This is a genomic window from Sphingomonas sp. 28-62-20 (assembly GCF_002281505.1).
Genome location: NZ_NCGH01000017.1, coordinates 24,093 through 49,061, shown reverse-complemented (window position 1 = coordinate 49,061; position 24,969 = coordinate 24,093). Strand labels below are relative to the sequence as shown.

Below are 24,969 nucleotides of genomic sequence, written 5' to 3'. Positions count from 1 at the left end.
TGACCTTAATTGATCGACGTAAATCAAGCTTTGCGCACTTTTACTTCAGGGGTGTTATCGTGATCCCGCTATCGCAACAATCGTCATTCTTGCTGCCGGATCGATTGTTGCTCCCGTTGGCGTTTGATCACGCACAACTCCAGGCCGATCTCACCGTGACTGATGATTTTGGATGGATCGATCATCTGGTCGCGCAGAATTATCAGGGCAGCTGGACGGTCTTGCCGCTCAGACATCGCGCCGGGGCGACGCATCCCGTGATGCAGATCTTTGCTGATCCGACGGCAACCGTTTTTGAAGATACGCCGCTCCTGGCGCGAATGCCTTATGTCCGGTCCGTGCTGGCCGCGTTCGATTGTCCACTGCAATGCGTAAGGCTGATGCGGCTGGCGCCGGGATCGATCATCAAGGAACATTGTGATCATGATCTTGCGGCTGAATGGGGATCAGCGCGGATCCATGTGCCGATCACCACCAACGATCAGGTCGAATTCCTGGTCAATCGGGTGCCGGTGGTGATGGCACCGGGCAGTGCCTGGTATCTCCGCCTGGCCGATCCGCACAGCGTGGCCAATCGCGGCACCAGCGACCGCATCCATCTCGTGATCGATTGCACCGTCAATGCTTGGCTGATGGCACTGCTCGAACAGGCGGCAGGGCAGGGCGCCTAGGCCACGCCGCCCGCCGATCGGGCAGCAAGGCTTGCAAGGCGAAGCGCGTCTGTAGAATAGCCAATGATAACAGCGGATATCGATCAATCCGCCGCCATTTTCTTTTGCGGAAGCGGCGTTTTACCGAAAGGGTCGCTCGATCAGCCAGCGCAGCCCAGTGACGTTGCGCGTCTGGGTTTCGGCCAGGCCGATCGCGAAGGGGCCTGCAAAGGCGGGCTCGGGGCAATAGCTGCCCAGCAGCCGATCCCAGATGCTCAGCATATTGCCGTAATTGGCATCATGCTCGCCGCGCACGATGCTGTGGTGGCGGACATGCATGGTCGGGGTGACAAGGATCGGCAGGATGAGCCGCTCCGCGCGCGGCGGCAGCGCGATATTGGCGTGGTTGAAGATCGCCATCGTCGACAACAACGTCTCGTGGATCACCACCGCGATCAGCGGCGCACCCAGCAGCGCGGCGGCGCCTGCCTTGTAAAATGTCGACAGCAGGATTTCGCCGGGGTGGAAACGCAGCGCCGTCGTGACGTCCAGATCATGGTCATGATGGTGGACCGCGTGGAAGCGCCAGAGCAGCGGCCAGCGATGCATCGCGCGGTGTTGCCCATAAATGGCAAGGTCAAGCAGCAGAATCGCCAATGGAATCGCGATCAGGGACGGCAGGCTGAGCCAGTGGAGCAGCCCGAACTGCGCGCCTTCTGCCCAGCGCGCTGCGCCGGCCGCCGCGAGGATCGGCACCAGCCGCAAGATGATCGTCGGGATGATCAGGCTCAGTCCGCCCAGCGTTGCGTGGCTCAACCAGCGCGACTGCATCGCCGTGCGCCAGCGCCGCGCCGGGTAGCGGCGTTCGAGCAGCGCGAAACCTGCAAAGACCAGCACGAAAATGGCGAAACGAATCAGGCCGATCTGGCTCATTCCGCATCGCTCAGCATGCGGGCGGCAATCGCCACCCGGCCCACCACCGTCGCCGCGCAGACCAGCGCATAGCCATAAGCCAGAACCGGAAACCAGGCAGGGACCAGCGCCGATAGCGCCAGCACGGCAATCGTCTCCGCGCCCTCCGCCAGCCCGCCGAGATAAAAGAAGCTCTTCTTGCCCTGCGCGCTCGTCTCCAGCCCACGTTTGGCGGCGAGTGTTGCGAACCCTAGAAAACTCGTCGCCGCCATCAAGAAACCGCCGAGCAGGCAGGCGGCGGGCAGCGCCCAATCGGCCTGCGCAAAGCCAAAGCCAAGCGGCACGGCGGTGTAAAAGGCATAGTCGCACACGACGTCGAGATACCCGCCCAGATCGGTGCTGCGCGTCTGGCGCGCAACCGGGCCATCAAGCCCGTCGCTGATCCGGCTGACCACAATCAGCGCGAAGCCCAGCCCGAACTGGCCAAAGGCGATCGCAACCCCCGCCGCAATCCCGGCGACCGCGCCCATGATGCTCAGCGCATTGGGCGTCACCCCGGCCCGCGCCAACAGCGCGGCCACGCGGTTGAGCGGCGGATCGATCAGCGGGCGGAGGCGGGCGTCGAACATTGTGTCGCTATAGCGCGCTCAACCGGTGAGCGTGAGCACGCCGATCACGGCCCCCACCATCATCGTGGCCAGATTGCCCGCGAACCAGCTTTTGAAGCCCAGTGCCGCGAATTCGCCCCGTCGCGCCGGGCAAAGCGTCGACAGCGTCGATACCCCCAGCCCAATGCTCGCCAGATTGGCAAAACCGCACAGGGCATAGACGGTGATCAGCTTGCCACGCGGGCTGAACGCGTCCGCGCCGAGTGCCGCCATTTGCTGATAGGCGACATATTCGTTGAGGATCGCCTTGGTCCCCATCAGCGATCCCGCCGTCTGCGCATCGGCCCAGGGCACACCGAGCAGCCACATCAGCGGCGCAAAAATCCATCCAAACAGGCGCTGCAGCGTCAACGGCGCGCCCCAGAGATCGGGCGCGAGGTCAAGGATATTGTCGGTCAATGCAACCAGCGCGAAGACAACGATCAGCACCGCAATGATGGACAGGAACAGCTGCAACCCATCGAGCGTGCCCCGCACCAGCGCATCGACGCTGTTGTCGTATTTCAAATCCTCGTCCGATCGGTCGGCGGGGGTGGCTTCGTCGCCGGGGATCAGCAACCGCGCAACCAGCAGCGTCGCCGGCAGCGAAATCAGAGATGCAGTGATGATATGGCCGAACGCATTATCGACAACGAGCTTCAGCGTCTGGGCATAAAGGACCAGCACCACCCCCGATACGGTCGACATCCCCATCGCCATCACCGCGAAAATCTCTGCACGGCTCATATGAATCAGGTACGCCCGCACGATCAGCGGTGCTTCGACCACACCCAGGAAGACATTGCCGCCCGCGTTGAGCGCAACCGCGCCGCCAATCCCCAGCGTGCGTTCAAGCATCCAGCCCAGCCCTTGAGCGACCCGCTTCAAGATACCCCAATGCCAAAAAAGTGCCGCCAGCGCCGATGTGACGATCACCAGTGGCAAAATCTGGAACGCGATGATCAGCGGTGGTGGCGCGCCCGGCTTGACCGCAAAGGGCAGGTCACCCCCGGCGAGATAGCCGAACATATAGCGCGATCCCTTGTCGGTCGCGGTCTGCAACACCGACAGGCCCTCATTCGCCGCCGCCAGCGCCGCCCAGACTGGCGGGGCCTTGACCAGCACTAGCCCCAGCGCAAACTGCAACGCCACCGCGCCCGCGATCCAGCGCCAGCCGGGCAACGCCCCGCGCCGCTCGCTGACCGCCGCACATAAGGCGATGATGGCGATCAGACCGATCAGGCTGCGCAGATTGGGCAGTAATCCCCAATCCATCAACGGGGCTCCATCATCGAACGGCCATCAAAATGACCAGCTCGCGCCGAACTGGAATTGGCGCGGCGGCCCGGCATTGCGCTGGACAAAGGGCACGCCGCCGCCGAACTGGACCTGGTTGGAGGTGGTCGCCGCGTTGGCGAAGCCCGACAGATTATTGGCGTTGAAGACGTTGAAGATATCCGCCGACAGCGTCAGCCCCTTGTTCAGCAGCGGCACCTGATAGCGAAGCCCCAGATCGACCGTGCGCGACCAGCCGAGCCGACCTGAATTGCGGCCTTCGCCAGGCTGGCGATTGGCGTTGCCGACATATTGCTGGCCGAAGGAGAAACCGCTGCCATTCAAATCCTGCGTCCCGAAAATGCTCGCGTCAGGGACCAGATTGACCGGCTGGCCCGATTGAAACAAGCCCGTCGCGGTAAAGGTAAGGCCTTTAAGCGGATAGAGATAGGCAGTCGCCGAGATCACATGGCTGCGATCATTGACCGAGGGACCATATTCGGCGGCGAAATCATTGCCGTTGGAGGCACGGAAGTTGATGTCGTCGGTGTCGTTCCTCAGCCGTGACAGCGTGTAGCTGACTCGCCCCGCGAACCAGTCGCTGCCCTTTTCCTTGATCAGCTGGACATTCAGCGCCTGATATTCGGACGTGCCGCCGGTTTCGGACACGGTGATCTGCCGCGCCCCACCCGCAACCGGCAAGACCGGGCGGGTCGCATCGGCGGCGGCCTGCGATCGCACCAGTCCCAGACTTTGGGCAAGCGCGATCCGTGCGGCATTGGTCGGCGCCGCCCTGAGCGCAGCGATATTGGCGGGAGTCAGCGCGGCGGCATTGGGGGTGAAGGGCGCAGGAGCATTCAGGTCGCGCAACCGGACGAGATTATAGGACCGGTTGTAGATCAGATCGATCTTGGCGGTGAGGTTTGTTGCCACTTCGCGCTGATAGCCGACCGACAATTGCAGGCTGTAGGGATTGTCATAGCCATTGGGGTTGCGGATGCGGATTTCGTCGCTGGATGTCGTCGCGCGCAAGCCCGCGACGCTCGCGGCGGGCGGGCAGGCAGCCACGGTGGTGCAGGCCGGGTTGACGGTCAGATTGCCGTCAAAAGTCGCCGCGGCGATATTGGTGTTGGCGGGCAGGATGCCGAGCGTCACCAGCCGATTGAGTTGCCCGACAAAAGCCGGGCTCGTTGTCGAACGCTGTAGCGCGTCGGAGATGATCGCATAGGGGATCTTATCGTAATAGAGCCCCACGCCGAAGCGGATCGCCGATTTGGCATCAGGCTGATAGTTCACGGCGAAGCGCGGCGCGACATTGTTGAAATCACCGCCATTGCCGCCCTGTGCCGACAGCGAATCATAATCCCAGCGCAGCCCGAGCGTCGCGGTCAGATTGGGCCGAAGCTGCCATTCATCCTCGACATAAGCGTTCACCTGGCTCTGCCCGGTGCCAAAGGTCGCGGGGCGGATTTCGACGCCGTAATTGGCGACAACCGGGTTGAGCGACAGGATATCCTGCGCGCCCAGGGCAAGCCCGCGCGGGCGCAGCGCATTGAGCTGCGCCTGGGTCAGCTGCACGGTGAAATTGCCATCCGGATTGCCGCCGCCTGCCAGCGCGAAATCGCTGTGCAGGAACTCGCCGCCGATCTTGAGCCGGTGATCGCCGAGATCGAGGGTGAATTTATGTTGGGTCTGGTATGTATTCTCGGTCTCTACAAAGACAAAGCCCGGGTCGCCGACGACCGCGACGGTCAGGCCGGTCGGCCCGAGTGCGGCGACCTGCGGCCCGCCCGCGCGGGCGCGCGCGAAATCCCAATTGAAGCGGCTGAACTGGAAGCTGCCCTGATAGGTCAGCCGGTCGCCGTTATAAACCGCAGTGAGCGCGGCGAGCGTCGATTTGCGCTCCTCGACCGATCCCGCCGAGGGGAAGCTGACGCTACCGCCGCCCAGGCTGCCACCGGGCCGCTCGACAGCGACATCGCCGTAATTGAAGCGCGCGCTGAGCGACCAGTCATCGGTCAGCTGGTGGTCGATCCGGATCGACCCGAGATAAAATTGGTTGGTGCCGCGCACCGCGCCGATGATTCCCAGCGCCGGGGAATCGACGACATTGTCGTTGACGTCACGGGTATATTCCAGCGACGCCGCAAAAAAGGTGCGGTCCTTGGCGATGGGGCCGCTGATCGAACCGCCGCCCTGAATGCGGCTGAAACTGTCGCCAACCGGATTGCCTGACAGGTCGCGGCGGGGAAAGGGGGAGGCGCTGTCAACCGGGCGACCGGGGCGATAAAGCACATAGCCCTCGCCCTTTAATTCATTGCCGCCACCTCTAGAGGTGATGTTGACAATGCCATTGGCGGTACGCCCGAATTCGGCCGAGAAATTGTTGCTGAGTACAGTCACGTCAGCCGCTGCGCTGAGCGGTGTTGGGAATTTTTGTCCGCCCAGGAAATTCTCATTATTGTCGAGGCCGTCGATGAGATAGTTGGTAAACAGGCCATTGGCGCCGTTAATCGAGACCGTTGGCGCCTCGTTGAAGAAGCCAGTTGATGGTACGACATTGGGCAGCCGGATCAGCGCGGAGACGACATCGCGCCCCTCAATCGGCAAGTCGCGCAATTCGCGGGCCGACAATGTGCCGGAGACTTCGGCATTGACGGTGTTGACCCCGGAGGTCGCGCGCGCACCGGTGACGACGATGGCGTCCTGGGTGTCGGCGCGGCGCAAGGTCACGGATTGGGTGAAGTTCGACCGCAGCGACAAGGGCACCGACCCCGTTGCGGGATCGGCATCGGTCAGCCTGACGCTATAGCTGCCGACCGTCGACAAACCGTCCAGCAGCAACTGGCCCTGCGCATCGGTTTTCAGCGTCCGCTCGAAGCCGATTGCCGGGTTCGTGACGACCACTTCGGCATTGGCGGCAGGCGCACCGGTTGCCTCGTCCACCACGGTGACTTTCAGCCCGGCCAGCTGCGCCATTGCCGGGCTTGCCACCACGACAGCCGCGACCATTGCCGCGCCCGCCAAAAACCCCCGATATCGCTTCATCACTTACCCCCATTACGTCAACTATGGTCGTTGTTACCCTAACCGAACCAGCGCAAAAAGCGCACCAGCGTCCGCGTTCGGTCGCTGAACAGGCTGGCGGTATAGGCCGAACTCGCCAGCCTTTTGTTGATTTCGGCATAGCTTGGGTAGGGCGCGATGATGCCGGTCAACTGGCGCAGCCCCAGCTTGGCGGTAATCATCAGCGTCCAGGTCTGGATCAGCTCGCCCGCATTTGGCCCGACGATCGACGCGCCAGCCACCTTGCCCTTGACCAGCACAACCTTGGCCATGCCTTCGGTGCGCTTTTCAGCCTGTGCCCGGTCATTCTCATCGAAGCGCCAGTGCAGAACGCGGACGTCATCGCCATGCGCTGCCCGCGCCGCTGCCTCAGTCAGCCCGACCTGCGCGAGTTCGGGATCGGTAAAGGTCACCCAGGGCAAGGCCGCATAATCAACCTTGGCGGGGATGCGGAACAGCGCGTTTTGGATGACGATTCCGGCTTCATAACCGGCAGTGTGCGTGAATTGCGGGCCTTCGCGGCAATCGCCGATCGCGAAGATGCGCTTATTGCTCGTCCGCCGACGCGGATCGACGACGATGCCCTTGTTGGAATAGGTGACGCCCGCTTTGTCCAGGCCAAGCCCCTCAACCGTCGGCGTGCGGCCGGCAGCGACCAGCAGATGCGATCCTGCGATCACCTGCCCGTCGCCGAGCATGAGCCGGACCTTGCCGCCGTCGTGCGCGACAGCGTTGATCGAGGCCTGTTCGATGATGGCGATGCCTTCATTCGTCAGTGTTTGCCGGACGATCTCAACCAGTTCGGCATCGTCGCGGGGCAATATCGATCCGCGATCGACAATCGTCACCGCAGAGCCAAGCCGCCGATGCGCCTGCGCCATCTCACAGCCAATCGCGCCGCCGCCGATGATGATCAGATGTTCTGGCTGATCGCGTAGGGGAAAGATTGTTTCGTTGGTCAGATATGGCCCGTCCGCCAGGCCCGAAATCGGCGGCACGCCCGCCCGGCTGCCGGTCGCAATCACGAAGCGGCGCGCGCGGATGCGGCGGCCACCCGCCTCAACCGTCTTGCGATCGATGAATTTGCCGCCTGCGCGGATGACGGTGCAGCCCAGCCCTTCAAACCGTTCCTGGCTATCGACTGGGGCGATCGTGGCAATGACGCCCGCGACATGATCCTTCACCGCGCCGAAATCGACGCGGGGCGGATCATACGCAACGCCGAACTTCGCCGCCGCCGCGCCCGCATGCGCGGCCTTGCCCGCCGCCAGCAGCGCCTTTGACGGCACGCAGCCGCTGTTGAGGCAATCGCCGCCCATTTCGTGCGGTTCGAGCAGCGCGACTTTCATGCCCAATTGCGCCGCGCCCGCCGCGACCGAGAGACCACCAGAGCCCGCGCCCAAAATGCACAGGTCGAATTTCTCGATCATGCGACCGGCTCCTTACGGAATTTTTTGTAGATTATGGGGATCAGCGACAGCGCGGCGAGCCCCAGGATCGGCCCGATCACTTCGGGCTTGAGCAGTGCGCCCTTCAGGTTCAGTTCCTGCCCTGCCGCCAGCACCGCGCCCGCGCCCGCGCCGATTGAGGCATAGACAAAGGTACCGGGAATGATGCCAATCGCGGTCGCCAGCACATAATCACGCAGCTTCACCCCGAACAGGGCGGGCACGATATTGACCAGCCAGAACGGCGCAACGGGCAACAGCCGCAGCAACATCAGATAGCTGAACGCATTTTTCTCAAACCCGTCGGCGAGCTTCTCGCCCCAATTGCCGATCCGCTTGCGCAGCGCGTCGCCCGAGGCATTGCGTGCGATCAGGAACACAATCGTCGCCCCCAATGTCGCGCCGATCACCACCAGGCTGCCGCCGACCACGGTGCCGAAAAACAGCCCCGCCGCAATCGTCAGCAAGCTTGCACCGGGGAACGAGATCGCGACCAAAGCGGCATAGATGCCGACCAGCGCCAGCGCCGACCCAATCGGATTGCGCGCCACGAAATCGACCAGGAATTGCCGGTTATCGCGCAGCGCGTCGAGCGTGACATAATGCTGCCCGCCGGCTGCAAAAAAGGCGACGGCAATCACCACCAGGATGATCAACGGCCCAAATCGCTTTAGCATATCAATGCTTCCTTTGTGCAGTGCCGCCCTTATCGAGCTTCGTTGATCGCCCAGTCATAGTCATAGCCGTCGATCGTCGTGCGGCCGGCCAACAACTTACCAGTCTGCGGATCGGCGAAGCGGCGCGCAAAGGCAAGCACGCCCTTTGGCCCACCAAAATCGACGCCATACCAATCAAAGATCTGCGACGCGATCAGCCGCGTTCCCGTCAGCCGAAAGCCGCGCGGATCATTGATATAGCTGCGCGCCGCTGCATCCAGTTCGGCGTCAAGACTGGCGGCTTCATAGGGGTGGAGCACCAGATTGGGGCAGCCGACCGAGGCACAGTTGATCGCGAAATGGGTGCGCGGGTCCTTGAAGATCGGCCGCAAAATGCCGTGTTCAATCTCGTTCAGGCTCAGCTTCATGCCCTTTACCGTGACGACCTTGCGGTCCCAGGGGCCAGTCGGGAACAGGCCATCCTTGATGTTCAGGATCGATTTGGTCGGATAGGAACCCAGCACCACCTCAACCGTCGCGGCATTGTACAGGTTGATCCAATAGGCATGTTGCTGCACGCGCGACAGCCGATCGACATCGACCGCTTCAAACGCGTTGACCGTTGCCGACAGCGACGCCTTGTCCGCTGCGGAGACGCGGCCATAGGCAACCACCGTCCGCCCGCTGGCCAGCCGCCCGCCATAGGTTTTCAAAAAAGCACCCCAGCCGCGATAATCCACCGCTTGCCCCGCGCCGCTTTTTTGCCAGCGCGCGATCAGTTGCGGCTTGGGCGCCGCATCAGCAGCGGGTGCCGCCGCCAGCATCATCGCGGCAAAGCCGGTAAGCGCCAGTTTGATCGTCTTCATGCGGGTTCATCCTTTGCAATGGTGTGGGCCAGAGACTGGCGGCTGGAAACTGGGGGCCGGAAACTGGGGGCAGGAACGGGGATCGATGCACTTTGGATTTACCGGTGCTTGGGCATTTGGAGCGTTTTTGGGGTATAACGCGCTGACTCACGATCTTCAGATACCCCAGAGTCGGCAGCTTGTGGGCGCTTTGCTGTGCCCCATGCGCTCATAGTCGTGACCCCTATTCGCGCCAGGGGCGTGATGCGTTACGGCCAAGCCCGATCTAGACGAAAGACGTCCTGCCGGGTGAGTGATCCAGATGCCAGCGAATAAGCCGATCATGCCGCCATCCCCATGCCGCCACGCCTCCGGCGTGCTGCTCACCACCCTGTTGCTCGCTGCCTGCTCCGCCAGCCCTGATCAGCCGCCCGCCCGCGCCTGCCCAGCGCTGAGCGGCCCGGCGATGGTCACGCTGCCCGGCGGTGATTTCATCATGGGCGCTGATCCCCAATATCCTGAAGAAGGCCCGCCGCGCCGCGTGCATGTCGATGCTTTTCGCATCGATACGCATGAACTGACCAATGCTGACTTTGCCCGCTTCGTGGCGGCAACCGGCTATCGCACCATCGCAGAGCGCACGCCGCCGCCGCTGGCCGGTGCCCCGGCGGAGATGGCCCAGCCCGGATCAGCGGTGTTCACCGTGCCCGATGCGGATGATCCGCGCTGGTGGCGCTGGGTGCCCGGCGCGCAGTGGCGGCACCCCGCTGGCCCAGCGGACTCGATCACGGGGCGGGACCGCGATCCCGTCGTGCAGATCGCCTATGAAGACGCGCAGGCCTATGCGCGCTGGGCGGGCAAGGCACTGCCGAGCGAAGCGCAATGGGAATATGCCGCCCGCGCCGGCCAGCCAGCGCAATCTGCCCTGGCCGAACCGATCGACAGCGGCGGCACCCCTCAGGCCAATTATTATCAGGGCGTGTTCCCGCGCCGCGACCTGGGGATAGACGGCTTCACTGCCCGCGCGCCGGTGGGGTGCTTCAAACCCAATAAGTTCGGGCTGTACGACATGATCGGCAATGTCTGGGAATGGACCAGCGAGCCCGCCGGTGCAGGGGCCGATCGCAGCGGGGGAAGCCATGTCATCAAGGGCGGTTCCTATCTGTGCGCTGGCAATTACTGCGCGCGCTATCGCCCCGCTGCCCGGCAATTCCAGGAAGGCGGGCTGGGCGCAAACCATGTCGGCGTGCGGCTGGTGAGCAAGGTTGGGGCGGGGGGATAGGGATTTTTCTTGCTTGCCGCCAAAGCCTTGCGCAACGTGGCGGCGACGGGGAGCAGAAACATCAGCAAGGCACTCATCAACGAATATCGCGCCGAGCTTGATCGGTTGCGGGCGACCGCCGTCTGCATGATCGAGCGATCATGCCAAGCGGGAGCGCTTGCATGAGTTTGGCTGTCGCACTCGCGCGGACGAAGACCGAAGAGGACGTCAAGGACGCCTACGTAAGGGCGCTCGGCCTGAAGAATGTGTCGAAAGGCCAAGTCGACATCCAGACCGATAGCATATGGTTCGAAGCCAAATACGTTCCCAAATCGGCCGCGGCCATGTTCGCACAACTGCTCTTTTACGTGCGGCAGGCCCATTCGGTGGGCCAGCCGATCCCCGCCTTCCTCGCGGTGGTAGACCGGGAAAAGGCCGCGATCCTCGAAACCGAGCTTGCGCGGCCCGTACTCAACGACCCCGCCATTATGTGGCCCGCATCCGCCTCTGCCGTCGGCAGAGCGTGCATCGCGCAGGTCGCCGCCCATATCGACGGGCACTTTACGCCCTATGATATCGCGACGGACGAAAAGGAGTTCGTCGCCGCCGTCAAAGCCGCGATCAGCGAGGGCCGCATCGTCCGCACGCCAATCACGCGCGATAATCTGCGTCAGGCATTCAACAAATGGGAGGAACTGGTCGGGCGCGAACTCGGCGTGCCCGCAGGACAGGAAGGCGACTATGCCGAGCTGTTCTTCGCCGACATCATGCACGACGAGGTGAGCGACGAGACCGCCATAAACGGTTTGTCCGCGCGGCTGGGGCGCGAGGGGGGAACACCCGTTTTCTACCTAAAGCGTGGCAAGGCCTATGAACGCTTTCAACCGGCAAGCCTGCAAGGCTACCGCAATTTCTGGCGTATTTACGATCGTCCTCCGGCAAAGAAGGACCGGGACTATCTACTCGAACGGCGCGACATGCTGCTGCCGATCGACGAACAGAAGTTCAAGGGCGCATATTACACCCCACCGCATATCGTCGATAAGGCATATGACCTGTTGACCGCGACGCTCGGCGAAGGGTGGCAGGAAAACTACATCATCTGGGATATGTGCTGCGGTGTCGGCAATCTAGAACTGTCGCACAGCAACCCGCGCAACCTGTACATGTCGACGCTCGACCAGCCCGACATCGACAACATTCGCGCGCGCGGGCTGTTTCCCGGCGCGGAGATTTTTCCGTACGATTACCTCAACGACGACGTCACCGATTTCGGCGAGATCGATTACAGCCTGTCGAACAAGGTGCCAATGGCGCTCCGACAGGCGATTGCCGATGGCAAGGCGGGAGTGGAGGGCGCGAAGCCGATCCTGGTGCTGATCAATCCGCCTTACGGCGAGGCAGGCAATTCAATCGGCAACGCTGGCAAGACCGGCATCGCCACGACCCGCATTAGCCATGGCATGAGCGACCTCGGCTACGCGGCGCGGGAAAAATTCGTGCAGTTCCTGCACCGTATTCTCATCGAGCTACCCAACGCAAAGCTAGCGATGTTTAGCACCCTGAAATACGTCAATGCGCCAAACTTCGAGGAATTTCGGAGGCGTTGGGACGCTCGGTATCTCGATGGCTTCATCGTTCACAGCAAGGCATTTGACGACCTGAAAGGCAACTTTCCAGTGGGGTTTCTGATTTGGGATTTGGCGCAGCATCGGCCCACCGAGGTCATCCACACGATCGCCCTCAACAAGGCAGGGGATCAGGTCGGCGAAAAGAGCTTCTTCAACTATCCGAACGACAGGTTGATGGCCGAATGGCTGCCGCGTTCGCGCAAGAACCGGGTAGAGGCAGTCCCGCTCACCAATGCCGTCACGCCGCTGACGAAAACGACCGGCGTTCGCAATCAACACTGGTCGGACGGGGCGATAGCTCATTTCTTCCCAAGGCTGACGTTCCGATCGGGACGCTCAAGAACATCGAACGGCAAAGTGGCCTGAAACTTCGCTAAGGAACTGATATGGCAACCATCTATTATCCGGCAATCATCGAGCGTGGGACTGATGGCTTCGGTGTCTTTTTTCCCGATCTGCCCGGTTGCACCTCCGGAGGCACGACGATTCAGGACGCGGCCCAACAGGCCGAGGAAGCGCTGGACATGCACTTGACCGGGCTGGTCGACGATGGCGAACCTTTCCCCGAACCCTCCGAGATCGACGCGATTGTGGTCGATCCCGATGTCGATGAAGCTGCCCGGCTGCTGGTGCGCGGGGAGCGGCCCGGTCGGTCGGTGCGGGTGCAGGTGTCGATCGATGAAGGGCTGCTCGCCCGGATCGACAAGGTGGCGAAGAATCGATCGGGCTTTCTCGCCGACGCGGCGCGCACCGCCTTGGCCGCGCGCAACGGATAACCCAATTCGAACGCCCCTCTCGCGGAAGGGCTCAAGGCCGCCTGATCCGTAATCTTTCGAAAATGGGTTCACGCGGAGACGCGGAGAAGGCGCGTGCGTTGCCCGGTCACCTGGTGAAGCCAACCCGAGTCTTTGGCCGGCAAAATCGATCAACCCTTGTGCTGACGCATGACCGTCCCCCCAGGCGCACCCTCTCCGCGTCTCCGCGCCTCCGCGCGACCCCAAATCGACGCCAGCCCCAAGCGGACCGCTTGACCCGATGCCCCTCAACCCTCGATATTTTCAAAGGCGAAGACTGGGTTCGCGCAGAGGCGCAGAGACGCAGAGGGGTTGCGCGCGTTGCCCGGTCACCCGGCGAAGCCGACCCGAGTCTTTGGCTGGCAAAATCGATCAACCCTTGTGCTGACGCATGACCGCCCCCCAGGCGCACCCCCTCCGCGTCTCTGCGCCTCCGCGCGACCCCAATTCGACGCCAGCCAAATCAGCCGCCCCGCTGTAAAGCCATAGCATGGCCCCAATTGCGGGGTCACCAATGCCTTGATCCGCCCCGCTTCCCTTTTCACCCACCTTCGGCTATGCGCCGCGCTTCACGAAATCCGTATCCGTTTTCCCAGAGGTTTGTTTGGCAAAAGAAGAACTGCTCGAAATGCGCGGCCAGGTGGTGGAGCTTTTGCCCAACGCCATGTTCCGCGTGAAGCTTGAAAATGATCACGAAATCCTTGGCCACACCGCCGGCAAGATGCGCAAGAACCGCATCCGCGTGCTGGTGGGGGATGAGGTGCTGGTCGAGCTGACCCCTTATGACCTGACCAAGGGGCGGATCACTTACCGCTTTAAGTGACGTGACGGGTATTTCTGCTTCCGGGCCAGCTTCCCGGCCAGCCCTCGTTCTGGCCTCGTCGAGCCCGCGCCGCCTGTCGCTGCTCGCGCAGATCGGCATTGTGCCGCACCGCATCGCCGTGCCCGATATCGATGAGGGCGAGCGCCCCGCTGAGCTGCCGCGCCCCTATGTGCTGCGTATCGCCACCGAAAAGGCGCTGGCGGTGCCGCGCGCAGCGGGGGAGGTTGTGCTGGCGGGGGACACCACCGTCGCGGTCGGCCGGCGGATCCTCGCCAAGCCCGTTGACGAGGCTGATTTGCGGCGGATGCTTGGGCTGCTCTCCGGGCGACGGCATCATTGTTTTTCCGCGGTGTGCGTCGTCAGCGATGACGGCAAACCGCGCACCCGCGTGTCCGACACGATCGTCACCTTCAAACGGCTGAGCGCCGCCGAAATCGATTGGTATGTCGCCAGTGGCGAGGGGATGGGCAAGGCCGGTGGCTATGCGATTCAGGGCGGCGCGGAGGGGTTTGTGCGCTTCCTGTCGGGCAGCTATTCGGGCGTGGTTGGCTTGCCCTTGTTCGAAACCCGCGCGCTGTTGGAAGGTGCCGGGGTGTTGGCCTTCCCTGTCCCGTGATCACGCCCCCCCGTTCCGTTCACCCTGAGCGCAGTCGAAGGGCACGCGCAACGCTTGGGCCCTTCGACTGCGCTCAGGCCAGGCTTCGACTTCGGCCATATTGGCCGAAGTTTATCCTGAGCGCCTGCCTTGCAGGCAGTCGAAGGGCTCAGCCCGAACGGGGTGGGTGACGGCTTGTATGGCAAGGCGCGGCAATGGCTGAATGGCTCTACGAAGCCGGGATTGGCGAGGCGCGCGCCGCGTTGGTCGATGGCGGGCGGATCATCAAGGCACGGATTGCGCTCGACGGTACGTTGCGGGTCGGCACGGTGGCCGAGGCGCGGCTGGTGGAGCAATTGCCCGGGCGGCAGGGGCGCGTGGCGCTGATCGACGGCAGCGGTGAAGCCTTGCTGGGCGCGGTGCCGCCGGGGGTAAGCGTCGGGCGGACCTTGCTGGTGACGCTGGTGCGCGAAGTCATTCCCGAACCCGGCCGCGCCAAATTGGCGCGCGCGGTGGTGGCGGTTGAGGGCGCGGTGGCGGCGATTGGTCCTGATCTGCTCGAACGGCTCGGCGAAACCGGCATCGCGGTGCGCCACTGCCGCGCGCATGAGGGCGATGCGCTGGAGGAAGCGGGCTGGTCCGAAGTGCTGGAGGAAGCCGTGCAGGGCGAAATCGCCTTTCCCGGCGGCGTGCTGCGGATGAGCCCGACACCCGCGATGACCTTGTTCGATGTCGATGGCAGCGGGCCGCTGGACAGCCTTGCCGTCGCCGCTGCCACCGCCGTGGGACAGGCGGTGATTCGCCTCGGCATTGGCGGCTCGATTGGCGTCGATTTCCCCAGCGTCCAGGGCAAGGCCGCACGCCAGGCGGTGGCCGCCGCGATTGATGCCGCGCTGCCGCCTGCACTGGCCGGCCCGTTTGAACGTACCGCGCTCAACGGCTTTGGTTTTCTGCAGCTCGTCCGCCCGCGGCCGCGCGCGTCGTTACCGGAGTTGCTTCGTGCCGATCCGGTTGGCGCTGCCGCTCGCGCCGCGCTGCGCCAGATCGAACGCAGTCCACCGGGCGGGACCCGCGCGCACCGATTGCCGCCTGCTGTGCGCGCGCGGATCGAGTCGCGGCCCGATTGGGGCGCCGAGCTTAGCCGCCGCGTCGGTGGCACCGTTATGTTGGAGGATTAGAGCCTGATGACGTTAGGTCGCTTCAAAATTATACCCGTTCGGCCCCGGATCAGGTCCGGGGGAAGTCGAAGCCCACGCGCTACACATGCCCTTCGACTTCGCTCAGGGCGAACGGGGTTTGTGTTGGTCCAATCCAAAGTCATCAGACTCTAAATGGCCAAGGCCGGCACCTGCCCGATTTGCGGCAAGCCAACGATGCTTGCGCACAAGCCCTTTTGCAGCCGTGGCTGTGTCGATCGCGATCTGCTGCAATGGCTGGGGGAGGGGTATCGGCTCCCCGCCGGAATGACTAAGAGGCCGCCTTCCCGGTGTTGATCGGGTTCCCGGCCCGGGTAGCTCAGTTGGTAGAGCATGCGACTGAAAATCGCAGTGTCGGCGGTTCGATCCCGTCCCCGGGCACCATTTCCCACCTCGTCCCCCCACCGCCTCCCGGGCCCGGCGCGCGCTTAGTCCCCGCCGGTAATGCTGTCGACTGACGGCAACGATACCCCCGCGGTGCCGCCGCCCTTGGCCTCCCACCAGAATGGCGCGCGGGTGCGGTTGCCCGTGACCTGCTCGTTGAGCGTCGCCGAATCATAAAGCCGCCCGCCGAGCATCACCTTGGATATCTTTTCGCTGTTGCGGATATCGATAGTGGGGTCGGCATCCAGCACCACCAGATCGGCGAGCTTGCCCACCTCCAGCGATCCAATGTCCTTTTGCATGCCAAGCGAGGTTGCCGGCATGATCGTGCCAGCGCGCAATGCCTCCACCGGGCTCCAGCCGCCGCGCACAAATGACCATAGCTCCCAATGCGATCCAAGCCCCGATTGCTGGCCATGTGCGCCGATCGATACCTGCACGCCCTTGTCAGCGAGCTTCTTGGCTTCGCGTGCCGACGCCCCATCGACATAATCCTCGTCGGGCGCGATCGAGCGGCGGACATTTTGCGCGGCGAGCAGCGCGGGCGGGGCGTATTTGGTCAGCAAGGGGTGCTTCCACACATCGGTATGCGCGCGCCAATAGGGATCGCCGGCCGGCCCGCCATAAGTGACGACCAAGGTGGGCGTGTAGTTGGTCTTGGTCTGCGACCACAGGCTGACGACATCGTCATAGAAGCGATCGAGCGGGACATTATGTTCGACGGTCGCGTTGCCGTCCTGGATCAACGACATGTCCATTGTGAACAGCGATCCGCCCTCTGGCACCACCTCCATTTGCTCGGCTTGCCCCGCCGCAACGACCATCTGGCGCTGCTCGCGACGCGGTTGATTATAGTTTTTAACCGAATGCGCGCCCTGCGCCTTCAGCCGCCGGACATGGGCGAGCGCGTCTTCATAACTGTTGATTTCAGCATAAACATCGGCCTGCTTGGCGCCGTAGATGATCTCGCCGGTGGAAAAGGTGCGCGGGGCGATAATCAGCCCGGTCCGCTGCATTTCCGCTGCGACAAAGATCTGCTGTGGCCGTGCCGAGGGATCATGAATCGTCGTGGTGCCAAAGGCCAGGTTGGCCATCGCCGACCAGTTTTGCTGTGGGATCAGGCTGTCTTCGCTTTGCGGTCCATGCGCATGGGCATCGACCAGCCCGGGGATGATCGTCTTGCCAGCCAGATCGACCGTCTTGGCGCCTGCCGGTATCGACACCGACGCGCGCGGGCCGATCGCGACGATCCGGTCGCCAGTGATGAGAATCACGCCGTCATCAATGATCCCCCCTTTGGCATCGGCCATCGTCACGATCCGCGCGCCGGTGAGCGCCACCGTGCCGGTCGGCTTGTCGGCAGGCACCGTCATGGACAGCGACAGCCCGGTCTTGGGCGCGGCAAATTTGGGCGCATCCTTGTCAGCGGGCGCGGTGGCGAACAGCGCGTCTGTCTGTGCCGTAAACAGCGTCGGCCCCAGGCTCCAATGCAGCGCTGCACCGTCCTTTGACCAGTTGATGAAATCAGCGCCGCCGCCGCTGACGCGAGTCACCGGCAGCGGACCGCCTTTCTGATCGATCGACACATCCTGCGTCCCCGGCAGCAGCGGCATCACAAAGGCTTCGAAATTCTGTCGGAAGGCAACAAAGCGGCCATCGGGCGAGACCTGATAGTCATTGACCAGATCGCCGGTGCCATGGACTCGCTTTGCCTGGCCGTTCAGGTCGGTGCTGATCAGCTGGCGCTTGCCCTTGTCCGACCCAATCATGAAGACACGGTCATTGTCGCTGCCGAATTGCGGTTCGGACCCGTCGGTCGAGATGCGGGTCTGCTTTCCACCGCTGCTGGCAATGCGGTACACGCCCGGATTTTCGGACCAGCGTGACGAAGTCAGCTCGCCGCCCTGGCCGCGTTCAAAGACGATCATCTTGCCGTCAGGCGAAAAGCGCGGGTTGAGGTAATGGCCCGGATCAGCCGTGACCGTTTTTGTCGCCCCACCCGTGGCCGCGGCGGTGCGGACATGGCCGAGCCCGGCATCAGTCCAGCCGACAAAGACGATCGATCGGCCATCGCGCGACCAGCTTGGCCACAGCTCCATCCCGGCTTCATCGCTCTTGACCAGCCGACGCGCGGTGCCGCCCGATGCTGGCTTGATCCACAGTTTGCCGAGTGTTTCAAACACGACCTGATTGCCATCGGGCGAAACGCTCGCCCAGCGGGGCATCGTCGTCGTGACGGTGGCAGGGGCGACTTCAATCTGCGGATGGACCGCGTCGATCACGACGCGGGTGTCGTCGATTTTGAAGGGGATGTCTGCCGCCGCGCCGCCCGCTGCATCAACGCGCTTGATCTTGCCGCCCGCCCAGAACACCAGGCTGGCGCTGTCGGGGGTCCATGCCATGTTGGGATAGACGCCGGTGACCGCCCAGGTTTCCTGCACATCCTGGTCGAGCGCGTCATAGATTTTGCGCTCCTCGCCTGAGGCCAGGTCCTTGACATAGAGCTTCGACTTGGTCCGCTCGCGGCGGACAAAGGCGATCTTCTTGCCGTCGGGCGATGGCGTTGGCCGCACCGATCCGCCGACGCCCGAGACAACCGTCGTCACTTCGCCGGTATCAAAATCATAGCGTTCGATGTCGAACAGGTCAGTGTTCGAATCCTGCGCATAAATGAAGATCGGGCCGGGCGTGACGTTGCGGGTGTAGTAAAGGCTCTTGCCGTCGGGGGCGTAGATTGGTTCGCCCAGTTCCTTTTGCAGCTGCTCGCTGGCGCGCTTGACGAGCTGGACACCGCCGCCGCCCGAGACGTGGTAGATCCAGACTTCGCCGGTGCCGAGCGAACGCTGGGTGGTGAAGTGCTTTTTCGCGATGATGAAGCGACCGTCTGGGCTCCAGCTCGGCTGGTTGAGCAGGCGGAAATCTTCCTTGGTCAACTGGCGCTTGTCGCTGCCATCGACATTCATGATCCAGATATTGTCGCCGCCGCCCCGATCCGAGGTGAAAGCGATCCGCTTGCCATCGGGGGAGAAACGCGGCTGGTGTTCGAATGTCAGCCCCTCGGCAATCCGCGTCGGCGTCCCGCCGCTGATCGGCATGGTGTAGATGTCACCGAGCAGGTCGAAGGCGATCATCTTGCCGTCGCGTGACACGTCGACATTCATCCAGCTGCCATTGTCGACCGCGATGGGCACTTGGCGGGTTTTCAATCCGGTGGGGGCGTTGACATCCCATTTGGCGGGCTTGGCATCGGCTTTCTTGTCACCAGCCGCTGGGGTTGCCGCTGCGGGGGTTTGCGCCTGCGCCTGGGCCAGCATGGGCACCAATAGCGTGGCGATAATTGCGCCAGAAACCGCCCCGAACCGATATGTCATTCGTCTCTCCACCGTATCTTCTCCCGGTGGTCTAAGCAGGAATAGGCCGCAGGTCACCGGAGAATCTAGCAGGCGGTAGCGCAATCGCGGTGCTCAGGTAGAATCACTGCCCATATTGCTGATGAGCATGCGGATGATGGGATTGGGGAAGCGCCGGTCGGTGGTGATCGCGAAGAATGTCTCGGTTATGCCGGGCAGCGCATCGGCCTCCACGAGCATGCCCGAGGCCAATTCATCGCGCACCGCAATGGGTGGCAGGACGGCCAGGGCAAAGCCTTCGCGGACCAGCAAGCGCATCATCGCTATATCATCGACCTCAGCCGCAATCTGTGGCCGGATATCAAGACGATCAACCAAGGCGTTGAAGCTGGTCCGCAGGGTGCTGCCCAATGTCGGCAGGATAACCGGGTGCCGGTCAAGCAAGGCAGCTACCGATCGCGTCTTTCCTACCAATTGCGGCGTGCCGATCAGGCTGACCGGTTGTTCGGAAAGGCTGTGAGCAATGTACTGCGTTAAAGCGTCGGTGGGGGGTGGCTGATTGGTCAGCACGACATCCAGCGCGAGCGATTGCAGACCGAGGAGCAATTCGGCGGGGCTGCCGGACCGCAGGATGACTTCGATATCATGGCGGCCCAGCAAGGGTTTGAGAAAGCCGATCTGGAAGTTGCGCGACAGCGTGGCCAGCGCGCCGATCCGCACGGCCTGGCGCGCGGCACCGGTTTCGCGCAGCGTGCCGATCAGCTCGTCCCCTGTCGCAAAGATCGCGTCGGCATGATCAAGCGCGATTCGCCCTGCCTCGGTCAAATGCAGCTGACGGCCTCGCCGTTCGAACAATGGATGGCCGAGCCGATCCTCCAATTTGCGAATTTGTACCGATAGCGCGGATTGCGAGACGTTTAACCGTTCAGCGGTGCGCGTGAGGTTGCCGTCCTGCGCAACCGCCCAAAAATAGCGCAAATGGTTGTAATTGAAGTCGGCCATATCGTTCCTTTAAAGCGAACGATATGGCACAAACAATGAATTTTTCGCAGGCATCCGCTTTCGCTAGCGACGTTGTGACGCCTTAGGGCGAACCAACGGGGAAAGACTGTGTCACTCAACTTGATCGTTTTTGCAGCGCCATGTGCGGTGCTGGTGGCTGCTCTTGTCGGCTTTGTGGGGCCCAAGCGGCCTGCTTCCGGCCAGTTGATGCTCATCGAAGCGCTGTCGATCCTGGCGGTTGTCATCGCGCTGCTCTCGGCAGGTTTGCTGGTGATGAGCGGTCCGGCGACGGCGTTGCTCGTCGGCACGCCGGATATCGGCCTGTCGGCGCGGATCGACATTGTCAGCATGGTGATGCTGCTTCTCGTGTCCTTCATTGGCTGGATCGTGGTGCGCTATGCCGCCGTCTATCTGGACGGCGAGGCGCGGCATGGGGCCTTCATGGCCTGGCTCAGCGCCACGCTGGCAATGGTGATGCTGCTGGTGACGGCTGGCAGCCTTGCGCAGCTCCTTCTTGCCTGGGTTGCCACCAGCCTGTGCCTGCACCGCTTGCTGCTTTTCTATCCCGAACGCGTGGCGGCACAGCGCGCCGCGCGCAAGAAATTCGTGACGGCGCGGCTGGGCGATGTCGCGCTGGTGGGGGCAGCGACGCTGCTCGCGATCAGCTATGGCACCACCGATATTGCCGCCATCCTGAATGCCGCGCGCGCTGGCGATGGCGGCACCGGGCCGGTTGTGGCGGCGGGGCTGCTCGCTGTCGCGGCCTTGCTCAAATCAGCGCAATTCCCGCTGCACGGCTGGCTCACCGAAGTGATGGAGGCCCCAACCCCCGTCTCTGCGTTGCTGCATGCCGGCGTCATCAACGCCGGTGGTTTCGTGTTGATCCGCTTTGCCGATGTGATGCTGCTGGCACCGGGCGTGCTCGCCGTGCTGGTGATGATCGGCGGGTTTACTGCGTTGTTCGCTGGGCTGGTGATGCTGACCCAACCGGCGGTGAAGACGTCGCTGGCATGGTCGACCGTCGCACAAATGGGCTTCATGATCATGCAATGCGGGCTTGCGCTGTTCCCGCTGGCCTTGCTCCACATCGTCGCGCACTCGCTGTACAAGGCGCATTCGTTTCTGGCGTCGGGCGGTGCGGTTGATCGGATCGCCGCGTTTCGCAGGCCGGGGCCGGTGGCAATCCCCAGTGCCAAGGCGGTCGGCCGCGCCTTTCTCGCCGCGCTGGCGACCTATGCCGTGATCGGGTTGGCGTTTGATGACGGGGCCCGCTCGCCGCAATCGACCGCGCTCGGCGCCATCCTGATTTTCGGTGTTGCCTATTTGCTGGCGCAGGGGCTGGCGGACGCTGCCCCACGCGCCCTGACTCAGCGCATGGCGGTCTATGCGCTAGCGGCTTCGTTTGGCTATTTCACGCTTCACGCCCTGGCGACCTGGCTGACTGCAGGCACGCTGCCGGCCACGCCTGCGCCGGGCCCGCTGGAATGGGCGCTGATCATCCTGGCGGTGCTGAGCTTCGGGGGCGTCGCCATTGCCCAGGCGATGTTTCCGCTCTGGGCTTATCACCCGGCAGCAGCGGGGCTCCGCGTCCACCTCGCCAATGGCCTTTATGCCAACGCCCTGTTTGATCGCTTGCTTGGCGGCTGGGCACTGCGGCGACAGCGCTGATCAAACCGGCAACGTCCTTTTCGGAGAGCATTATCATGTCTGTAAAGCCTGACGACGCCGTGCTTGCGGCGCAATCGCTGATCGCGGCTGCCAAATCTGCAGCGCTGGCGATCCCGCCGGTCTGGCCCTTGGCCTCCAGCGTTGCGGTGAACCCCTATCTCGGCCAGGCCGAGCTTGGCCTTGCCGATACCGCCGCGCTGCTGGCGCGGGTATCGGGGGCAGCCGTGACGATGCCGCGCGATTGGTATCGGGAGCGCATCGCCAATGGCACCGTGACGGATGCGGATCTGGATGCTGCCTGGAAGGCGGCAAGCCCGTCGCGCCGGCCAGCTTCAGCCGCGATTCTGAAGTCCGCTGCGCTTCAGTCGGCGGACGAGCCCGTCGCATTGCCGACCGTCGCCGATTTGGCTGCCGAGGCTTCAGGAATCGATTGGGCGGGGGTGATTGCCGAGCGCTTCGGGGCATGGTGCGGCGGCTTTTTTGACGAAGGTCAGGCGTTATGGGCGGCACCCCATGGCAAAAGTGCCTTTGCCGCGTGGCAGGCGGTAGCAACGCATGATCTGACGCCAGAGATTGTCGGTCTGCGCGGCTTTGCAGCGTTCGTCGCTGATGCGCCGGAAAGCGCTGCGGTGGCAATCGCGCGGTCAGTGACGCGGCTGGGCCTGACACCGGCAGCACTGCAAACCTATTTCCACCGCTTGCTGATCAGCCTGGGGGGCTGGGCGCACTATGCGCGGTTCCAGCTCTGGCAGGCTGAACTTGCCGGGCGCGGCGACGACACGATCACGGATCTGCTGGCGATCCGCCTGCTTTGGGAGGAGGCGCTGTTCGGGCAGTATGCGGCGCAGATCGGCGCAGCTTGGGCAGAGACGATCGCGGCGCATGCGCGGCCCATCGACCCAAGCGAGGCGCAGATTATCGATGCGATCCTGCAGGAAGCCTGCGAGCGAGCGGCGCAGCGCGATCTCGCGCAGACGCTCGCCAGGGTGCAGGCCAGTGCTGGCACCCGAGCGCCGGTGCTGCAGGCCGCTTTTTGCATTGATGTCCGGTCAGAAGTCTATCGCCGCGCGCTGGAATCGATCGATCCGCGTATTCAAACGCTTGGCTTTGCCGGTTTCTTTGGCTTGACGGCGTCGCACCGGCGCTTTGGTTCGGATGTTGCAGAACACCGGCTTCCGGTACTGCTCAATCCTGGGCTGAGCTCGCGTTCAGGCGATCATGCTGATGAGTCGGCTGATCTCACGCTGCGCTACCGCCAGCGCGCGACGCGGGCCTGGGGCCGGTTCAAGCTGGCGGCGGTATCGTCCTTCGCGTTTGTTGAAGCGACCGGGCCTGTCTATATCGCCAAGCTCGTGCGCGATGCGCTGGGCTGGCATAGCAATGACGTGCCCAATGATCCGGCCCCCTTTCCAGATCCCGCCATCGATCTGCCAACGCGGATCGGCATGGCCAATTCGATCCTGCGAGCGATGTCGCTGACCGACAATTTTGCGCCGCTGGTGCTGCTGGTCGGTCACGGGGCCAATGTCGTCAATAATCCGCACGCCAGCGGGCTGCATTGTGGCGCCTGTGGGGGGTATTCGGGCGAGGTCAACGCCCGGTTGCTTGCAGCCTTGCTCAACGCGCCAGAAGTTCGTGACGGCTTGGCGCAAGCGGGGATCGCCATCCCGACGGAGACCATGTTCGTCGGTGCGCTGCACGACACGACCACCGATACTGTGTTCCTGTATAGTCAGGATCATCCATCACTGAAGCATAACGTCGATCTGACGCGCGCGGAAGTCTGGCTGTCAGCTGCCGGGGTGATTGCCCGCACCGAACGGGCGCTGCGGCTGCCACGGGCAAGCGGTGAAGCGAGTATCGCGCAGCGCAGCCGCGATTGGGCCGAAACCCGCCCTGAATGGGCGCTGGCCGGGTGCAAGACGTTCATCGCCGCGCCGCGCCAACGCACTTTGGGCAAAAGCCTCGGGGGCCGCGCCTTCCTGCATGATTATGACTGGCGGCAGGACAAGGGCTTTGGCGTGCTCGAACTGATCATGGCCGCACCGGTCGTTGTCGCGAGCTGGATCAGCCTGCAATATTATGGATCGGCGGTTGCGCCTGATCTGTTCGGCGGCGGTAACAAACTGTTGCATAATGTCATTGGCGGCATTGGCGTTGTCGAAGGCAATGGCGGGGCGTTGCGGGCTGGCCTGCCCTGGCAATCGGTGCATAACGGCGAAAGGCTGATGCATGAACCCCTGCGGCTAAGCGTGTGCATTGAAGCGCCGCGCGAGGCGATGGCCGATATCCTCGACCGTCACCCTGGCGTGCGTGCGCTGTTTGACAATCGCTGGCTGCACCTTTTTGCGCTTGATGACGAAGGGCGGATGGCCTGGCGCTATAGCGGGGATCGTGGCTGGGAATCGGTCAGTACCGTCAGCGGGTCAGATATGGCCGTCGACCTCGCCGCCTGACCGATGGGAGCCGATTCAGCCGTCGCTGCCGACCTGGCCTGTTGCGATTGGTGCAACCCGTGACAGCGCGGGAAGTGGTCGCGCGCCAGGAACCCGAGATCGCGCTGGCAGCGGCCGAAGCGCGCATCGCCTGGATTCTGGATCACCCGCATATGAGCGGCTGGCTGAAGACGGTCCTGCGATCGACCGCAGGGTGCGATCCGATCGCGCTGCAGAATGATTTGGATATGTTGCGGCATCTGATCATGCCGCGCGTCGCCGCGCAGATCGAGATTCAGGTTGCGGCGGCATCGATAGGCTAATCCCCGCC

At 63.2% G+C, this 24,969-nt stretch carries 20 protein-coding genes and 1 tRNA gene; 12 read left to right on the top strand and 9 right to left on the bottom strand.

Features of this window, described 5'->3' with window-relative positions:
• Positions 1-59: 59 nt before the first annotated feature.
• A complete protein-coding gene (locus tag B7Y43_RS14125; RefSeq protein ID WP_374132307.1) occupies positions 60-671 on the top strand; it encodes an aspartyl/asparaginyl beta-hydroxylase domain-containing protein in 612 nt (203 codons plus the stop codon).
• A 120-nt stretch (positions 672-791) separates the two neighbouring features.
• On the opposite strand, the gene B7Y43_RS14120 is transcribed toward B7Y43_RS14125, so the two are convergent.
• Genes B7Y43_RS14120 through B7Y43_RS14090 form a run of 7 tightly spaced genes read right to left on the bottom strand, consistent with a single transcriptional unit; the run spans position 792 to position 9,520 of the window.
• Positions 792-1,583, bottom strand: a complete 792-nt coding sequence (locus B7Y43_RS14120; protein ID WP_374132306.1) for a sterol desaturase family protein — start codon at positions 1,581-1,583, stop codon at positions 792-794.
• Positions 1,580-2,191 (bottom strand): CDP-alcohol phosphatidyltransferase family protein, encoded by a 612-nt coding sequence (locus tag B7Y43_RS14115; protein ID WP_374132305.1) that lies wholly within the window; start codon positions 2,189-2,191, stop codon positions 1,580-1,582. Before B7Y43_RS14115 ends, B7Y43_RS14120 begins: the two co-directional genes overlap by 4 nt.
• 18 nt (positions 2,192-2,209) lie before the next feature.
• A complete protein-coding gene (locus B7Y43_RS14110; protein WP_374132304.1) occupies positions 2,210-3,484 on the bottom strand; it encodes a NupC/NupG family nucleoside CNT transporter in 1,275 nt (424 codons plus the stop codon).
• A gap of 27 nt (positions 3,485-3,511) precedes the next feature.
• On the bottom strand, positions 3,512-6,532 hold the full coding sequence (locus tag B7Y43_RS14105) for a TonB-dependent receptor (RefSeq protein ID WP_374132303.1): 3,021 nt from the start codon (positions 6,530-6,532) through the stop codon (positions 3,512-3,514).
• 38 nt (positions 6,533-6,570) lie between these two features.
• Positions 6,571-7,980 carry an NAD(P)/FAD-dependent oxidoreductase gene (locus B7Y43_RS14100; protein WP_374132302.1) on the bottom strand — a complete coding sequence of 470 codons (1,410 nt, stop codon included), beginning with the start codon at positions 7,978-7,980 and terminating at the stop codon, positions 6,571-6,573.
• Positions 7,977-8,675: a TVP38/TMEM64 family protein gene (locus B7Y43_RS14095; RefSeq protein WP_374132301.1), complete on the bottom strand. Its 699-nt coding sequence runs from the start codon at positions 8,673-8,675 to the stop codon at positions 7,977-7,979. Before B7Y43_RS14095 ends, B7Y43_RS14100 begins: the two co-directional genes overlap by 4 nt.
• A gap of 29 nt (positions 8,676-8,704) precedes the next feature.
• Positions 8,705-9,520: a DUF547 domain-containing protein gene (locus tag B7Y43_RS14090; RefSeq protein WP_374132300.1), complete on the bottom strand. Its 816-nt coding sequence runs from the start codon at positions 9,518-9,520 to the stop codon at positions 8,705-8,707.
• Between the two features lie 301 nt (positions 9,521-9,821).
• On the opposite strand from B7Y43_RS14090, the gene B7Y43_RS14085 reads away from it, so the two are divergent.
• The 8 genes from B7Y43_RS14085 to B7Y43_RS14050 all read left to right on the top strand — a co-directional run bounded on the left by B7Y43_RS14085 (position 9,822) and on the right by B7Y43_RS14050 (position 16,183).
• Positions 9,822-10,781 (top strand): formylglycine-generating enzyme family protein, encoded by a 960-nt coding sequence (locus B7Y43_RS14085; RefSeq protein WP_374132299.1) that lies wholly within the window; start codon positions 9,822-9,824, stop codon positions 10,779-10,781.
• A 161-nt stretch (positions 10,782-10,942) separates the two neighbouring features.
• Positions 10,943-12,757, top strand: coding sequence for a hypothetical protein (locus B7Y43_RS14080; RefSeq protein ID WP_374132298.1), 1,815 nt, complete (start codon positions 10,943-10,945; stop codon positions 12,755-12,757).
• A gap of 20 nt (positions 12,758-12,777) precedes the next feature.
• Positions 12,778-13,167 (top strand): type II toxin-antitoxin system HicB family antitoxin, encoded by a 390-nt coding sequence (locus tag B7Y43_RS14075; RefSeq protein WP_374132297.1) that lies wholly within the window; start codon positions 12,778-12,780, stop codon positions 13,165-13,167.
• 622 nt (positions 13,168-13,789) lie between these two features.
• Entirely contained in the window at positions 13,790-14,008 is a 219-nt protein-coding gene (gene infA, locus B7Y43_RS14070) for a translation initiation factor IF-1 (RefSeq protein WP_010162480.1), read from the top strand.
• Between the two features lies 1 nt (position 14,009).
• Positions 14,010-14,624, top strand: a complete 615-nt coding sequence (locus tag B7Y43_RS14065; RefSeq protein WP_374132296.1) for a nucleoside triphosphate pyrophosphatase — start codon at positions 14,010-14,012, stop codon at positions 14,622-14,624.
• 194 nt (positions 14,625-14,818) lie between these two features.
• Positions 14,819-15,781, top strand: coding sequence for a ribonuclease (locus B7Y43_RS14060; RefSeq protein ID WP_374132295.1), 963 nt, complete (start codon positions 14,819-14,821; stop codon positions 15,779-15,781).
• A 153-nt stretch (positions 15,782-15,934) separates the two neighbouring features.
• Positions 15,935-16,096, top strand: a complete 162-nt coding sequence (locus B7Y43_RS14055) for a DNA gyrase inhibitor YacG (protein WP_374132294.1) — start codon at positions 15,935-15,937, stop codon at positions 16,094-16,096.
• Between the two features lie 11 nt (positions 16,097-16,107).
• Positions 16,108-16,183, top strand: a tRNA-Phe gene (locus B7Y43_RS14050).
• Between the two features lie 44 nt (positions 16,184-16,227).
• Here the strand turns inward: B7Y43_RS14050 and B7Y43_RS14045 are convergent.
• Positions 16,228-19,554: an amidohydrolase family protein gene (locus tag B7Y43_RS14045; RefSeq protein WP_374132293.1), complete on the bottom strand. Its 3,327-nt coding sequence runs from the start codon at positions 19,552-19,554 to the stop codon at positions 16,228-16,230.
• A 93-nt stretch (positions 19,555-19,647) separates the two neighbouring features.
• The gene (locus B7Y43_RS14040; RefSeq protein WP_374132292.1) at positions 19,648-20,535 is read right to left on the bottom strand and encodes a LysR family transcriptional regulator; all 888 of its coding nucleotides are present in this window, start codon (positions 20,533-20,535) and stop codon (positions 19,648-19,650) included.
• Positions 20,536-20,643: 108 nt separating this feature from the next.
• Here B7Y43_RS14040 and B7Y43_RS14035 point away from each other — a divergent pair, with 108 nt between their 5' ends.
• Genes B7Y43_RS14035 through B7Y43_RS14025 form a run of 3 tightly spaced genes read left to right on the top strand, consistent with a single transcriptional unit; the run spans position 20,644 to position 24,961 of the window.
• The gene (locus B7Y43_RS14035; RefSeq protein WP_374132291.1) at positions 20,644-22,203 is read left to right on the top strand and encodes a proton-conducting transporter membrane subunit; all 1,560 of its coding nucleotides are present in this window, start codon (positions 20,644-20,646) and stop codon (positions 22,201-22,203) included.
• 35 nt (positions 22,204-22,238) lie between these two features.
• Positions 22,239-24,659 carry a YbcC family protein gene (locus B7Y43_RS14030; protein WP_374132290.1) on the top strand — a complete coding sequence of 807 codons (2,421 nt, stop codon included), beginning with the start codon at positions 22,239-22,241 and terminating at the stop codon, positions 24,657-24,659.
• A 59-nt stretch (positions 24,660-24,718) separates the two neighbouring features.
• Positions 24,719-24,961: a hypothetical protein gene (locus tag B7Y43_RS14025; protein WP_374132289.1), complete on the top strand. Its 243-nt coding sequence runs from the start codon at positions 24,719-24,721 to the stop codon at positions 24,959-24,961.
• Positions 24,962-24,969: the final 8 nt, after the last annotated feature.